Raw genomic sequence first — 15,556 nt, forward strand, 5'->3', positions numbered from 1 at the left:
AAAAACCCTGTGCTCTGGAGAACACAGGGTTTGGAAAGGATGGCGACGACCTACTCTCCCACATAAATGCAGTACCATCGGCGCTGGCGGGCTTAACTTCTCTGTTCGGAATGGGAAGAGGTGGAACCCCGCCGCTGTAATCACCTAAATCTTTTAGTGACCAGCTTTCTCCGGCAGTTGCCGGACCAAGCTTTTTACACAACACTTAAATATTATTCACGCTTTGTTGCCTGCAACTTGCAGCCTGCGGCTTGCATGGAGGCATGAAGCTTAATATTTTAAACATACCGGGAAAAATGTGAAGTAACCTTTGACCTTAAAAACCCAGGGAAAGTCTTCGGGTAATTAGTACTGCTCGGCTATGACGTTACCGCCTTTACACCTGCAGCCTATCAACGTTGTCGTCTCCAACGACCCTTAAAGGAAATCTCATCTTGAGGGAGGCTTCGCGCTTAGATGCTTTCAGCGCTTATCCCTTCCATACATAGCTACTCAGCAATGCAACTGGCGTCACAACTGATACACTAGAGGTATGTCCACCGCGGTCCTCTCGTACTGGCAGCAGGTCCTCTCAAATTTCCAACGCCCACAACAGATAGGGACCGAACTGTCTCACGACGTTCTGAACCCAGCTCGCGTGCCACTTTAATGGGCGAACAGCCCAACCCTTGGGACCTTCTCCAGCCCCAGGATGTGACGAGCCGACATCGAGGTGCCAAACCGCTCCGTCGATATGAGCTCTTGGGAGCGATCAGCCTGTTATCCCCGGAGTACCTTTTATCCTTTGAGCGATGGCCCTTCCATGCGGAACCACCGGATCACTATGCCCTAGTTTCCTACCTGATCGACTTGTCGGTCTCACAGTCAAGCGCCCTTATACCATTACACTCTCCTGACGGTTACCAATCGTCATGAGGGCACCTTTGGGAGCCTCCGTTACTCTTTTGGAGGCGACCACCCCAGTCAAACTACCCACCACACACTGTCCCCCCGTAAGGGGGTTAGGTCCCGAGTAAGCAAAGGGACGTATTTCAAGGATGGCTCCACGAATCCTGGCGAACCCGCTTCATTGCCTCCGTCCTATCCTACACATCACTTACCCAGAATCAATGTGAAGTTGCAGTAAAGGTTCACGGGGTCTTTCCGTCCCGTTGCGGGTAATCGGCATCTTCACCGATACTACAATTTCACCGAGCTCATGGCTGAGACAGTGCCCACATCGTTACACCATTCGTGCAGGTCGGAACTTACCCGACAAGGAATTTCGCTACCTTAGGACCGTTATAGTTACGGCCGCCGTTTACCGGGGCTTCATTTCAATGCTTCTCTTGCGATAACATCCCCACTTAACCTTCCGGCACCGGGCAGGTGTCAGGCCTTATACATCATCTTTCGATTTAGCAAAGCCATGTGTTTTTGATAAACAGTCGCATGGGCCTTTTTACTGCGGCCCGCCTTGCAGCGGGCGACCCTTCTCCCGAAGTTACGGGTCGATTTTGCCTAGTTCCTTAGCCATGGATCACTCGAGCGCCTCAGGATTCTCTCCTTGACTACCTGTGTCGGTTTGCGGTACGGGTCCTTTATACCTGTAGCTTAGAGGATTTTCTCGGAAGCCCTTACGGTCACTATCCGCTTGCCCGAAGGCTCACGGTACTGTCAGGTTTCAGCTCCAAGGGCGGATTTGCCTGCCCTTTTCATCACCTAAACCCTTTAACCAACTATTCCGTCAGTTGGCGGACCTGTCATCACTTCGTCTCCCCATCGCAGTATAAAGAAGTATCGGAATATTAACCGATTATCCATCGAATTCGCCTCTCGGCTGCTCCTTAGGCCCCGACTAACCCTGATCCGATTAACGTTGATCAGGAAACCTTAGTCTATCGGCGAGGGGGTTTCCCGCCCCCTTTGTCGTTACTTATGCCTACATTTGCTTTTCCAGACGCTCCAGCATAGCTCACGCTACACCTTCTACGCGGACTGGAATGCTCCCCTACCATAAATCCATAGCTTCGGTGGTATGTTTGATGCCCGATTATTATCCACGCCCGATCGCTCGACTAGTGAGCTGTTACGCACTCTTTAAATGAATGGCTGCTTCCAAGCCAACATCCTAGCTGTCTAAGCAATCAGACTTCGTTAAACCAACTTAACATACACTTGGGGACCTTAGCTGATGGTCTGGGTTCTTTCCCTCTCGGACACGGACCTTAGCACCCATGCCCTCACTGCCGTAAAGCATCTTATAGCATTCGGAGTTTGTCTGGATTTGATAGGCGGTGAAGCCCTCGCATCCAATCAGTAGCTCTACCTCTATAAGACTCATGTACGACGCTGCACCTAAATGCATTTCGGGGAGTACGAGCTATTTCCCAGTTTGATTGGCCTTTCACCCCTACCCACAGCTCATCCAAGAGCTTTTCAACGCTCCCTGGTTCGGTCCTCCAGTCCGTGTTACCGGACCTTCAACCTGGCCATGGGTAGATCACAAAGGTTTCGCGTCTAGCGCCACTGACTAAAGCGCCCTGTTCAGACTCGCTTTCGCTTCGGATCCGTGTCTGAAACACTTATCCTTGCCAGTGACGACTAACTCGTAGGCTCATTATGCAAAAGGCACGCTGTCATCCGGCAGAAGCCGGACTCCAACCGCTTGTAAGCGTACGGTTTCAGGTACTATTTCACTCCCCTGTTCGGGGTGCTTTTCACCTTTCCCTCACGGTACTTGTTCACTATCGGTCTCTCAGTAGTATTTAGCCTTACCGGATGGTCCCGGCAGATTCAGACAGGATTTCACGTGTCCCGCCCTACTCAGGATACCACTATCATATCAACACTTTACGTGTACAGGACTTTCACCTCCTTTGGTTATTCTTTCCAAAATATTCCACTTCCGTGTTAATACAAATATCGTGGTCCTACAACCCCAACTTTGCCGAAACAAAGCTGGTTTAGGCTCTTCCCCGTTCGCTCGCCACTACTTAGGGAATCACTTTTGTTTTCTTTTCCTCCAGGTACTTAGATGTTTCAGTTCCCTGGGTTAGCTTCCAATATAATTGGATTTCCGGTTACCCGGAAGGGTTATCCCATTCGGAAACCTGCGGATCAATTCGTATTTGCCAATCCCCGCAGTTTATCGCAGCTTATCACGTCCTTCTTCGCCTCTGAGAGCCAAGGCATCCCCCGTACGCCCTTATTAACTTTCTCCTTTATTTTTTAATCTTTAAGGTCGAATGTACTTCACATTCTTATTTTCCCAATATGTCAAAGAACTTTAAAGTCAGTCGTGAGCAGTGAGTAACAAGTACTGAGTACTTTACCCCCTCACAACCGCTTTACGCTGATACTGCCGGAATCGAACCGTCATTTTTGCCCCCAGGCTTACCATCTGTTCCAATATTTCTTTTGAACTTTGCTCTTTTTTTAGTGCAGCTCACTTTTTTCAACTTTTTATTCTCTTCCAACTCGTTACTCATAACTCATTACTCGCAACTCATTTTCGTGGAGAATAAGGGAGTCGAACCCTTGACCTCTAGAATGCAAATCTAGCGCTCTAGCCAACTGAGCTAATCCCCCGGGCAATTTGCGATTGATAATTGATTATTTATTATTTCCCTTATGTCTTATCCAATCCTGCAATCTGCATTCATCAATAATCAATTGTCATTCATAAATCTGTAGTCCCGCCCAGATTTGAACTGGGGACCTCTACATTATCAGTGTAGCGCTCTAACCAGCTGAGCTACGAGACTGTTTTCAAGCCTTTAGCCTTAGCCTTTCGCTTTTGACTTTACCCCATCGGACCGGTCAAACCTGGCAGCTGGCGGCTTGCAGCTAATAGCTCGTGCATATATCTTTTAAAAAGGTAGTGATAAAAAATAAACTCCAAATCAAGGATTTATCAAGCTCCAGAAAGGAGGTGTTCCAGCCACACCTTCCGGTACGGCTACCTTGTTACGACTTAACCCCAGTCATTGGTTTTACCCTAGGCCGCTCCTCGCGGTTACAGACTTCAGGTACCCCCAACTTCCATGGTTTGACGGGCGGTGTGTACAAGGCCCGGGAACGTATTCACCGCGCCATGGCTGATGCGCGATTACTAGCGAATCCAGCTTCACGAAGTCGGGTTGCAGACTTCGATCCGAACTGAGACCGGCTTTCGAGATTAGCATCTTCTCGCGAAGTAGCTGCCCTTTGTACCGGCCATTGTAACACGTGTGTAGCCCTGGACATAAGGGCCGTGCTGATTTGACGTCATCCCCACCTTCCTCTCACCTTACGGTGGCAGTCCCGCTAGAGTCCCCAGCTTAACCTGATGGTAACTAACGGTAAGGGTTGCGCTCGTTATGGGACTTAACCCGACACCTCACGGCACGAGCTGACGACAACCATGCAGCACCTTGAAGAGTGTCCGAAGAAAACCATCTTTCGACAGCTGTCACTCCCCATTTAAGCCCAGGTAAGGTTCCTCGCGTATCATCGAATTAAACCACATGTTCCTCCGCTTGTGCGGGCCCCCGTCAATTCCTTTGAGTTTCACCGTTGCCGGCGTACTCCCCAGGTGGCTCACTTATCGCTTTCGCTAAGCCGCTTGCTGTGTATCGCAAACAGCGAGTGAGCATCGTTTACGGCGTGGACTACCAGGGTATCTAATCCTGTTCGCTACCCACGCTTTCGTACCTCAGCGTCAGTGTCAGTTTAGTAAGCTGCCTTCGCAATCGGAGTTCTGTGTAATATCTAAGCATTTCACCGCTACACTACACATTCCGCCTACCTCAACTGGACTCAAGCCAATCAGTATCAATGGCACGCCTACCGTTAAGCGGCAGGTTTTCACCACTGACTTAATCAGCCACCTACGTACCCTTTAAACCCAATGAATCCGGATAACGCTTGCATCCTCCGTATTACCGCGGCTGCTGGCACGGAGTTAGCCGATGCTTATTCATACACTACCGTCAAATCCATACTCGTACGGACATTTCTTGGTGTACAAAAGAAGTTTACAACCCATAGGGCCGTCTTCCTTCACGCGGGATGGCTGGTTCAGGCTTGCGCCCATTGACCAATATTCCTCACTGCTGCCTCCCGTAGGAGTCTGGTCCGTGTCTCAGTACCAGTGTGGGGGATCATCCTCTCAGAACCCCTAGACATCGTAGTCTTGGTGAGCCGTTACCTCACCAACTAACTAATGTCACGCATGCCCATCTTTAACCGCCGGAGCTTTAATTTAAATCCCATGCGGAACCTAAATACTATGGGGTATTAATCCGGATTTCTCCGGGCTATCCCCCTGTTAAAGGCAGGTTGCATACGCGTTACTCACCCGTGCGCCACTCTCATCACCCGAAGGTGAATCCCGTTCGACTTGCATGTGTTAGGCCTCCCGCTAGCGTTCATCCTGAGCCAGGATCAAACTCTTCGTTGTAAAGAAATTTTTATGTGTCTTCCAGCTCTGTGATTAAACCCTTTAATTCTTGCGTTTATTCCTTATCTGTCTACCTTTTCAATATTGTCAATGAACTTCTTTCTTATTATCTGTTCCCTTCGTTTTTATCGAACCTGGTCTTAATCTTTTAAAATCAGTCCCGATTTTCAACAAAGTAATAAATACTCTTTTTTTGTTCCCCCTTCAAACATCCAACGTAAACCTCTCTTGTCTGCGGGGCGGCAAAGTTAACAAGCTTTTCCTTTTTGCCAAAACTTTTTCTGACTTTTTTCCAAAACTCCTCTGCCGGTGGTCAGCTCTTATTCTTACGGAAAATTATTCCCTCCGGGTTTCAAAACCAACCTCTCAAATCTGTCAGTGAACTCTTCGTTTTAGCGGCTGCAAAGTAAAGACCTTTTTTTGTAATATCCAAATACCTTTTTAAAGTTTTTTTCATCACCAAAAACTCCCGAAACCCTTGCAGAACGCCGCTCTCAGCTCCCCCGGTATAACCCGTTTGTCTCTCAAAGCGGGTGCAAATATAGAGAGCTTTTTCGGTTCTGCAATAGCAAATACAAGCTTTTTTCAACTATAAAATCATTCGGAAACTTAAGTTCCTGATTCTTCGGTTTTTATATCTGTTATTTTTTTTACCTTCATCGCTGTCAATAATAAAAAAAGAAACCTTTCGTTTTGGCTTTAGACTGTTTTTACCGGTTGTTTGTAACCGATGAGTCAGATACACAGGAATAGCAGATCCAATATTAAATCACGGATATTAAATCACGGATATTAAATAATAACAAAATTGTAAAGATGAAGAAAACGCTGAGAAAGTATTTGCTTGGAGCGATTATGATTGTTCCCACATTCGCCTTCTCCCAAACAGGCACGGTGGAGGCAGTTTTTGACACGACAGACATTAAAGGTCAATTTGAGTATTTACACACGAAGTCAAATACCTATGAAGACTATAAGGTAATTAAAATAAATAGTCTGAACTTGCTTAAGAAAAATGCGCTGGATAGCATTCGGATGTATAAAACCAGCGTAAGCGCTCATCAGGAAAAAATAACAGAACTCAGTCATACGCTGACAGAACGAGATACTGAAATTCAGAAATTAACAGAAGTTCTAGATGCAACACAAAAGGCACAGGACAGTATTAATCTAATAGGAGCAAGCGTATCGAAAAGCACCTATAACAGTATCATGTGGGGATTAATCGTTTGTTTATTAGTGATCTCCGGAATTCTGGTGTCTCTGTTCAAACGAAACCATATGCTCACAAAAGCTGCCCAGAACAGGCTGGCAGAAGTAGAGGAAGATTTTGAGAAACACCGCAAAAATGCATTAACCCGTGAACAAAAGCTGGCGCGTGAACTGATGGATGTCAAACTAAAATACAAATCAGACAGGTAAGATTCATATGACTAACACCTTCTTTTTCGACAAAATACAGCATGAATAAAAGCTAAAGATCCATCAAATTGCCTGCAAACCACTTTTTACTTACAGCATACCTCAACCAGGGAGCTAAAGACGTTAATCCGGGCATCCAATCAAAAAAATGAGGCCCCACGTAATGTGAGGCCTCTCTCCAACTATCCAGAGAATAATTTTATTACATTTCATATTTATAAGTTCCCAGATCGCTCAAATCGGAGGAACGAATAAATTCGGCATGGGCTTTCACCTGCGCTTTTGCCAGATGGATGAAGTTCTTCGCTGATTTGAGGAAGCCCGGTTCCCGGTTGCTATCCAGGACCAACAGGTAACTCATAATGATGTAACCAGCCATTTCGACCATGCGCCGGGCATGAAAATCGATAAACTCATTGTCGTTAATCGCCAGCACTTTATTAACGGCCTGTTCGTATTCATCGGTTAAAATAATCAGGGCACGCCGCAAATGTTCCAATTCAGGAGAAACTTTTTCTGACTCATAAACGCGAATCTGCTCCAGGTAAGCGCCTGTTGTTACACCCCGAATGGCTGCAACTACCTGCAACTGGGTGGTACCCTCGTAAATGGACGTAATACGGGCATCACGATAGAGCCGCTCAACGGGGTAATCTTTCATGAAACCGGAGCCTCCGTGAATCTGAACCGCATCGTAAGCCAGTTGATTACAATATTCTGATGCCATTCCTTTCACCAACGGGGTATAAAAATCGGCCAGCTTCTGGTACTTTTTCATTTCATCCCGCTCGTCTTTATCCAGTTTTCGCTCTTCGGCAATGTGCATATAGGTTTTGTATACATCCACAAAACGGGCTGTTTCATACAATAAGGTACGGGAAGCATCGAGTTTAGCCTTCATGGTTGCCAGCATTTCGTAAACGGCAGGGAAACGCATGATGGCTTTTCCAAACTGCACACGTTCCTTGGCATATGCCAACGCTTCGCGGTAAGCTGCTTCGGAAACACCTACCGACTGGGCGGCAATTCCCAGGCGGGCGCCATTCATCAAAGCCATCACATATTTAATCAAGCCCATTTTACGGTCGCCAACCAACTCGGCCGGAGCGTCTTTAAATACCAGCTCGCAAGTCGGAGAACCGATAATACCCATCTTATGCTCGATCCGGCGAACAGTGACACCGCCGTCATTTTTGTCGTAAATGAACATCGACAATCCGCGGCCGTCTTTGGTACCGGGCTCAGAGCGGGCCAAAACCAGTGAAATGTGGCCATCGCCATTGGTGATGAAGCGTTTTACGCCATTTAGCAACCATTTGCCGGTTTTCTCGTTGTAGGTTGCTTTTAGCTGAACTGCCTGCAAGTCTGATCCGGCATCGGGCTCGGTTAAGTCCATGGCCATGGTATCGCCCTGGCAAACCCGGGTCAGGTATTTTTCCTTTTGCTCTTCAGAAGCAAATTCGTTGATGGTTTCGGCACAGTCCTGCAACCCCCAGATATTTACAAAGCCTGCATCAGCACGCGAAACGACATCAGCCGCCATAATATAAGGTACAATGGGAAAATTAAGGCCGCCGTACTTCCGGGGCAACGACATTCCCATTAAACCAGCCTTATTTAGCGCTTCGATGTTTTCAGCAGTCCCGCGGGCATAAATGACGTGTCCGTCGGCAACCTGCGGGCCTTCTGCATCAATTGACTCGGCATTTGGGCCAATAATCTCGCCGCAAACTTCGCCAACAACTTCAAGCACTTTATCAAAATTGTCCATAGCATCTTCGTGATCCATGGGCGCATAGTCAAATTTTCCTTTTTCGGAGAAATTCCTTTCCTTCAACCGGACAATCTTCTCCATCAAAGGGTGGTAGAGGTGGAATCTCAGTTCTTTATTATCGGTATAAAAGTTAGCCATTTAAAAAAGTTTTAAAAGATGATTACTTGGTATTCTTTTTATAATACTTGATCATTTTCGGAATAATCTCCGCTACATCGCCGGTAATTACATAGTCGGCAATAGAGTTAATCGGAGCCTCCGGATCAGTATTAATGGCAATTATCTGCGCCGATTCTTCCATACCGGCACGATGTTGAATCTGGCCTGAAATTCCACAGGCAATATAGAGTTTTGGTCGAACCGTCACCCCGGTTTGCCCAATCTGACGTTCATGAGGCACATAACCGGCATCGACTGCAGCACGCGATGCGCCTACTTCGCCACCCAACACTTCTGCCAAATCAAATAATAACTGAAAATTTTCTTTTGATCCCATCCCGTAACCACCGGCAACAACAATCGGAGCAGCTTTCATATTCACTTTGCTCTTTTCCATATGCCGTTCGATGATCTCAACCACAAAATCGGCATCGCTCACGTATTTTGAGACATCCAGTTTAACGATTTTCCCCTTGAACCTGGGATCCAGAATTTCCTTTTTCATAACACCTTCGCGAACAGTAGCCATTTGCGGACGGCAATCCGGATTAATAATGGTCGCAATGATGTTTCCCCCAAAAGCGGGACGAATCTGGTAAAGAAGATTTTGATATGTTTTCCCCTGTTTTTTATCCTCATGTTCACCGATGACCAGGCTGGTACAATCGGCCGTAAGCCCGCTGTGCAAGGCCGAAGAAACCCTGGGTCCCAAATCGCGGCCAACCGAAGAAGCTCCCATGAGGGCAATCTGCGGCTTTTCTTCTCCAAATAATTTCACAATGATGCTTGTGTGAGGAAGGGTTGTATAGGGAGCCAATCGCTCATCGTCAGCAATGTATAATACGTCAACCCCGTAAGGAAAAATTTGTTTTTCAATTTCTTCAAGTTTGCTTCCAATGGCAACAGCTTCGAGCTTGCAGCCTAATTCATTGGCCAAACCACGTCCTTTGGTCATCAACTCCTGACTGACTTCAGCTACATGACCGTCTTCAATTTCACAATATACAAATACACTGTTCATAATCAGATTATTTTAGGGGTTAACCAATGGTGTGATTTTCAATCAATTCGCGCATCAAATCATCGATGTCGCCATCGGCTGCAGAAATAACTTTAGCTCCTTTGGCCTGCAACACAACATTTTCCACCGTTTTTACTTTTGTAGGTGATCCGCTCAAACCCAATTCTTCCAGATTCACTTCGATGTCGTTCACCGACCATTCGGGAATATTAAGATACGGACGGTCGTTATACAAATGCAGGTAATCTTCGTTGGAATTCTGAAGCTCTGAAACAGATTTTGCATGCTTGTATTTCATCAACAACTTGGCGTTTCTGGCACGACAATCAGGAGCAGAACCGTTAACTGTCATGACCATCGGAACCGGACAGCTAACAACTTCCACTCCCCTTTCCAGACGACGTTTCACGTAAACCTTGCTTGCTTCGATTTTCTGCACCTCCTCAACATAAGTGACTTGCGGAAGTCCCAGTTTTTCAGCCACCTGCGGGCCTACCTGGGCAGTGTCTCCGTCAATAGCCTGACGGCCGGCGATGATCAGATCAAAATCTTTCACTTTTTTCAGAACCCGTGAAATTGCATAGGAAGTCGCCAGGGTGTCCGAACCGGCAAAAGCGCGATCGGTAAGCAAAATTCCGCCATCTGCGCCCCGGAACATCCCTTCGCGGATAATTTCGGCGGCACGCCCCGGCCCCATGGTTAAAATGGTCACAGTCGTTCCCGGGAAATTTTCTTTGATGCGCAACGCCTGCTCCAGCGCATTCAGATCTTCGGGATTAAAAATAGCCGGCAAGGCAGCACGGTTGATCGTACCATCGGCTTTCATAGCGTCTTTGCCTACATTCCGCGTATCCGGAACCTGTTTGGCAAGAACGATAATCTTAAAGGCTTTCATCATACTTAAATTTATCAGTTTCTATCGCATTTAGTTTTGCCAACTTCTGTTTGGTTGGCAGACAAAGGTTCAATTTGGTTGATTCTCCTTTGCAAAGCAGGCAAATATAGCCAAACAGCCTTAAGATATCAAGGTTTCGAATCACAGATGAATAACATAAATTTTGCAAATAATCACTATCTCCCAGTTTAATCATAAAATGGAAATGGCTGAGTTTCCTGAAAATCTTTATTTACGAGCGTTTAAAACAATCAACCTAAAACTTCAAAAAATCACATCAACGGTTCCTGATCCCTAATTTATAATCATTTTAATCTATTAGGCTACTCTTATCAGGAATTACCCGCGATACAGACCGAATGTTATAAACAACAAATAAGATGACAACCAAAGCGATAAATCCCGATCTGTCCGGCCGATGTTCATATCGTTTTAAAGGTGTTATAAAACCTGTCTTTGAAAAGTAATTAATACTTTTATTATTTTTGATCATCACAAACAACTACATGATGAAAAAGAAAACGATCTGTTCACTTATTATCCTTTCACTTATCAGTATAAGTACGATTGGACAAAGCACGCTGACTCTGCACGCCGACCAAGCCCAAACAAAGATCAACCGGGAAATTTACGGCCACTTTGCCGAACACCTCGGGCGCTGTATTTATGGAGGCATATATGTTGGCGAAGATTCTGACGTTCCTAACATCCGGGGATTCAGAGAAGATATTATTGTAGCCCTGAAAGACATGCAAATACCGCTGCTCCGATGGCCGGGAGGATGTTTTGCAGATACCTACCACTGGAAAGACGGGATTGGCCCCCGGCACCAACGGCCATCTATGGTCAATGTACACTGGGGCGGCGTTACCGAAGACAATAGTTTTGGGACGCACGAATTTCTGGATTTTTGCGATTTAATTGACGCCGAGCCTTACATCAACCTAAACGTTGGATCGGGAACCGTACAGGAAGCTTCAGAATGGGTTGAATATGTTACTTCGGCCAATATCAGCCCCATGACTGACCTTCGCAAAAAAAACGGACGCGAAGAAGCCTGGAAGGTCAGGTACTGGGGAATTGGAAATGAAAACTGGGGTTGCGGCGGCCATATGACCCCGGAGTATTATGCCGACCTGTACAACCGTTTCGCCACCTATTGTCAGGGCAACTTATACCGCATCGCGGGCGGTCCCAACGTTGATGATTATAACTGGATGGAGGTGCTGATGCAGAAAACAGCCCGGCACCGGCAACTGGTGCAGGGAGTTTCGCTGCACAGCTACACATTTACAACAAGCTGGTCGGATAAAGGATCGGCCACTGCGTTCAATGAGAATGACTGGATTTCGGTAATGAACAATACCATAAAAATGGAAACACTGGTACGGCGTCATTCGACGATCATGGATAAATATGATCCGGATAAAAACATTGGATTGATTGTTGACGAATGGGGTAACTGGTTTCAGGTTGAACCCGGTACAAACCCGGGATTCCTGTACCAGCAGAATACCCTGCGCGATGCACTGGTCGCCGGGATCAACCTCAATATTTTCAACAACCATGCCGACCGGGTAAAAATGGCCAACATTGCACAAACGGTAAACGTATTGCAATCGGTAATCCTCACCAAAGACGATGAAATTGTACTGACCCCGACTTATTATGTTTTTAAAATGTACAGTGTGCACCAGGATGCCACCCTCATCCCTTCAAACCTGAAAACCGGAAAATATGAACTGGACGGGAAATCGGTCCCTGCGGTTCATGCATCGGCGTCAACCAAAGATGGTCAGGTTTCCATCACCCTGTGCAACCTGAACCCGAACAAATCCGAAAGCATCGACATCAGCCTGACCGGGCAAAATGTAAGTTCGGCCAGCGGCCAAATAGTTACCGCTAAAAACATGAACGACTACAACGACTTTGGTAAAGACGAAAAAGTGACGCTAACCAACTTTGAAGTAAAAAAACCGAAAGACGGGAAACTAACCGTAACGCTTCCCTCCAAATCAGTGGTTTTGGTTCAGCTAAAATAGTCTCCGGACGTTGGAAGCTTATGGTTTTCGACTCCAGGCAGACCGGTATCAAGCGGGATTTAATCAGAACGATCAAATCCCGCTTGACTTTTCAAAATTTAACCGGTATTTTCTGCACCCACGATGTTGCAGAAAGTCAACTGCTAATGAATCCCTCTGAACCAATCCTGGAAGTACGTTCCGATAACGGGAATCTCATTCCTTTTTTGCTGGATGGCGCCAATCAGACTGATAATCCATAGAATGAACACAACAACTCCCACGATAACGCGTATCGCAGGAATGATTGTTCCCACCAGGCCAAGTAAATAAATACCAAGTGTTTGCCTCAGGTAAAAAGAGGTCAGTTCATCTTTTTCGGTATTGTTCAGGATCAAGGCAATAATCCAGCCAATCAAGGTAATGTGTGCTACAATTGCTTTTAGTTGCGAACTCATATGATTTAATTTTGGTCATTCAAAATCATGAACTTGTCTCCCCTCAAATCATTTTGCACACAAATTACAAAAAGAAAATGGCCACGCCAAATACCGTGATGACCGCTCCCGCAATTTCTTTCCAGTTCACTTTCTCCTTAAAAATAAAAATAGCCGGTGGGATGATCAGGACAGGAACAATCGCCATGATGGTTGCCGAAATCCCTGCTTTGGTATGCTGAATGGAAAGAAGCGAAAAGGCGACGCCCAAAAAAGGGCCAAAAACAGACCCGAGGGTAATCCGTTTCATCGCCGACCGGTTTTTTAAGGCATCCCACACCCGGCGGTAACGCTTCAAAAACAACAACAAAACGGCGAACCCAACAACGCCGGTGAGTACCCGAATTTGCGAAGCAGCAAACGCATTGTAATCACCCATCCCCTTTTTACTCAGGACCAAACCAACAGCTTGTCCCAGTGCGCCGCCCAGCGCCAGTAAAACTCCCTGCCAGGGATATGCCGACGTTAAGCGTTTGCGTATCACCTCTTCTCCTTTTATGCTTTTGTTTTCCCGTTTTAGAATAACCATACTGATGCCGGTTAAGGTCACCACCATACCCAACCAATTCATGGGCGACAACACTTCGTCCAAAATAAAATATGAAATAAATGCTGTGAACGGCGGAGCCATCGCCATAATTAACATGGAAATACGGGCGCCAACCACCACGAAGGCCTGAAACAGGAATAAATCGCCGATAACAAAACCGACCAATCCCGATAAAGCCAGCCACAACCAACGTTCGGCGCCGGCATCAAACGGGAACCACATCCCCCGGGTCAGCTGGGTATAAACGGCATAAATAAAAAAAGCGATCACCAAACGGATCAGGTTAACCGCCAATGAGCCCACTTTTTTTCCGGCCGACTCAAAAGCCATACTGGTTACCGTCCAGAAAAGGGCTGTAAATAAGGCTGCTATCTCACCAAAATAAGCCATCTTGCAAATCGCCTCCAACGATTGGGTTTAATAAAATTACGGATGATTATAATGTAGCGGCTTATCACCTGTGGCAGTTGTTTCTGCAAACGAATCCGGCTTGGCGAATCGTGGTAGCCGCGGCCAAATTTAATAAGATTGACAGATAGTTGATTACATTTTGGCAAAAAATTCGGGGAGAATCAAAATAAAAAATTCCGCCGCTCACACCCCGTTTTTATTGAAATGAAGCAGGCCCGCAGGGTCCTGAAAATTCATTTTTTCATAATCCGGGAGGATTGAGACCCCAAATTTTATAAATTATCAGAAAATGATTTGGTTCACTTTCATTTTATCACTATCATTGCAACTCAAAAATTAAACGACATGATTTACAAAACCGGACATTGCGGCCATCATTGGAATATCCTATTCACCGGTAGGCCGTAATTCTTGTGTTTTGTCTGAAAATATTAACCCAAAGAAGGCTTACCGGAAGGTAGGTCTTTTTTTATTTTATCAAATAACTATGACACAATTGAAGATTGCCATCCAAAACAAAGGTCGTCTGTATGAAGACTCGATGGAACTAATCAAAGAAGCGGGAATCAGGTTTTCACTGGGAAGCGCCCGGGTACTTCTGGCTTCAGCCAGGAATTTCCCGATGGATGCACTTTTTCTGCGCGACGACGATATTCCGCAAACAGTAGCCGACGGCGTGGCCGACATCGGTATTGTGGGCGAAAACGAGATGTTGGAAAAAAAAGAAAACGTGATCATCGCCAAACGACTGGGGTTCAGCAAGTGCCGCTTATCGCTGGCCATCCCAAAGTCGGAAGATTATCCGGGGGTAAGCTGGTTTAACGGGAAAAAAATTGCCACTTCCTATCCGGTCATTCTACAGGATTATTTGAACCAACACCAGATACAGGCCGACATTCATGTGATTACCGGATCGGTTGAAATTGCCCCGGGAATCGGACTGGCCGATGCCATTTTCGACATTGTCAGCTCAGGCTCAACCCTGGTGAGCAACCGATTAAAAGAAGTAGAAGTTGTTACCACCTCCGAAGCCGTGCTGATTGCCAACCCCAATTTAAACGACGCGAAAAAAGCGGTGCTGGACGACCTGATCTTCCGGATGGAATCGGTACAACGCGCCGAAGGGAAAAAATACATCCTGCTGAACGCTCCAAATGAAAAAATTGCCGAGATTTCGGCTATTCTGCCAGGCATGAAAAGTCCCACGGTTACGCCGCTGGCAGAAGAAGGCTGGAGTTCGCTGCATTCGGTAATCTCGGAAAATGAATTCTGGGAAATCATCGGCAAACTGAAAAACGCCGGGGCACAGGGAATCCTGGTGGTACCCATCGAAAAGATGATTTTTTAAGCAGGTACATCTTCATCCCGTATTCGAAAAATAAAC

General features: G+C 46.3%; 8 protein-coding genes, 2 tRNA genes and 3 rRNA genes. 3 read left to right on the top strand and 10 right to left on the bottom strand.

Annotation, left to right across the window (positions count from 1 at the left end; all coding sequences use genetic code 11):
- Positions 1 to 37: 37 nt before the first annotated feature.
- From rrf to ACOIT5_RS00025, 5 genes are all read right to left on the bottom strand, one after another.
- Positions 38 to 148, bottom strand: a 5S ribosomal RNA gene (gene rrf, locus ACOIT5_RS00005).
- Positions 149 to 325: 177 nt separating this feature from the next.
- A 23S ribosomal RNA gene (locus ACOIT5_RS00010) occupies positions 326 to 3,201 on the bottom strand.
- Between the two features lie 295 nt (positions 3,202 to 3,496).
- Positions 3,497 to 3,570: transfer RNA gene (locus ACOIT5_RS00015), tRNA-Ala, on the bottom strand.
- 102 nt (positions 3,571 to 3,672) lie between these two features.
- Positions 3,673 to 3,746 (bottom strand) — tRNA-Ile (locus ACOIT5_RS00020).
- Between the two features lie 160 nt (positions 3,747 to 3,906).
- Positions 3,907 to 5,422 (bottom strand): 16S ribosomal RNA (locus ACOIT5_RS00025).
- The 16S, 23S and 5S rRNA genes sit together here with 2 tRNA genes alongside, the layout of an rRNA operon.
- A gap of 816 nt (positions 5,423 to 6,238) precedes the next feature.
- Between ACOIT5_RS00025 and ACOIT5_RS00030 the strand changes: the two genes are divergently transcribed.
- Positions 6,239 to 6,844, top strand: coding sequence for a hypothetical protein (locus ACOIT5_RS00030; RefSeq protein WP_423128421.1), 606 nt, complete (start codon positions 6,239 to 6,241; stop codon positions 6,842 to 6,844).
- 202 nt (positions 6,845 to 7,046) lie between these two features.
- Here ACOIT5_RS00030 and ACOIT5_RS00035 read toward each other — a convergent pair whose 3' ends face one another.
- From ACOIT5_RS00035 to ACOIT5_RS00045, 3 genes are read right to left on the bottom strand one after another with little or no spacing between them, the layout of a single operon-like run.
- Positions 7,047 to 8,756 (bottom strand): acyl-CoA dehydrogenase family protein, encoded by a 1,710-nt coding sequence (locus ACOIT5_RS00035; RefSeq protein WP_423128422.1) that lies wholly within the window; start codon positions 8,754 to 8,756, stop codon positions 7,047 to 7,049.
- A 22-nt stretch (positions 8,757 to 8,778) separates the two neighbouring features.
- Positions 8,779 to 9,798, bottom strand: coding sequence for an electron transfer flavoprotein subunit alpha/FixB family protein (locus tag ACOIT5_RS00040; protein WP_423128423.1), 1,020 nt, complete (start codon positions 9,796 to 9,798; stop codon positions 8,779 to 8,781).
- Between the two features lie 19 nt (positions 9,799 to 9,817).
- Positions 9,818 to 10,696, bottom strand: coding sequence for an electron transfer flavoprotein subunit beta/FixA family protein (locus ACOIT5_RS00045; protein ID WP_423128424.1), 879 nt, complete (start codon positions 10,694 to 10,696; stop codon positions 9,818 to 9,820).
- Positions 10,697 to 11,202: 506 nt separating this feature from the next.
- Here ACOIT5_RS00045 and ACOIT5_RS00050 point away from each other — a divergent pair.
- Positions 11,203 to 12,735 (top strand): alpha-N-arabinofuranosidase, encoded by a 1,533-nt coding sequence (locus tag ACOIT5_RS00050; RefSeq protein ID WP_423128425.1) that lies wholly within the window; start codon positions 11,203 to 11,205, stop codon positions 12,733 to 12,735.
- 143 nt (positions 12,736 to 12,878) lie between these two features.
- On the opposite strand, the gene ACOIT5_RS00055 is transcribed toward ACOIT5_RS00050, so the two are convergent.
- Both ACOIT5_RS00055 and ACOIT5_RS00060 read right to left on the bottom strand, forming a co-directional pair.
- Positions 12,879 to 13,172, bottom strand: a complete 294-nt coding sequence (locus tag ACOIT5_RS00055; protein ID WP_423128426.1) for a hypothetical protein — start codon at positions 13,170 to 13,172, stop codon at positions 12,879 to 12,881.
- 64 nt (positions 13,173 to 13,236) lie between these two features.
- The gene (locus tag ACOIT5_RS00060; protein ID WP_423128427.1) at positions 13,237 to 14,169 is read right to left on the bottom strand and encodes a DMT family transporter; all 933 of its coding nucleotides are present in this window, start codon (positions 14,167 to 14,169) and stop codon (positions 13,237 to 13,239) included.
- A gap of 490 nt (positions 14,170 to 14,659) precedes the next feature.
- On the opposite strand from ACOIT5_RS00060, the gene hisG reads away from it, so the two are divergent.
- Positions 14,660 to 15,520: an ATP phosphoribosyltransferase gene (gene hisG, locus ACOIT5_RS00065; protein ID WP_423128428.1), complete on the top strand. Its 861-nt coding sequence runs from the start codon at positions 14,660 to 14,662 to the stop codon at positions 15,518 to 15,520.
- Positions 15,521 to 15,556: the final 36 nt, after the last annotated feature.

It is taken from the genome of Gaoshiqia hydrogeniformans, assembly GCF_049347105.1.
Classification (GTDB): Bacteria; Bacteroidota; Bacteroidia; order Bacteroidales; family Prolixibacteraceae; genus Gaoshiqia; species Gaoshiqia hydrogeniformans.

Bases quoted from the DNA above. Each gene is read 5' to 3' on its own strand.
- ACOIT5_RS00045 (WP_423128424.1), bottom strand. From the start codon at position 10,696: ATGATGAAAGCCTTTAAGATTATCGTTCTTGCCAAACAGGTTCCGGAT.
- ACOIT5_RS00040 (WP_423128423.1), bottom strand. From the start codon at position 9,798: ATGAACAGTGTATTTGTATATTGTGAAATTGAAGACGGTCATGTAGCT.
- ACOIT5_RS00050 (WP_423128425.1), top strand. From the start codon at position 11,203: ATGAAAAAGAAAACGATCTGTTCACTTATTATCCTTTCACTTATCAGT.
- ACOIT5_RS00035 (WP_423128422.1), bottom strand. From the start codon at position 8,756: ATGGCTAACTTTTATACCGATAATAAAGAACTGAGATTCCACCTCTAC.
- ACOIT5_RS00055 (WP_423128426.1), bottom strand. From the start codon at position 13,172: ATGAGTTCGCAACTAAAAGCAATTGTAGCACACATTACCTTGATTGGC.
- ACOIT5_RS00030 (WP_423128421.1), top strand. From the start codon at position 6,239: ATGAAGAAAACGCTGAGAAAGTATTTGCTTGGAGCGATTATGATTGTT.
- hisG (WP_423128428.1), top strand. From the start codon at position 14,660: ATGACACAATTGAAGATTGCCATCCAAAACAAAGGTCGTCTGTATGAA.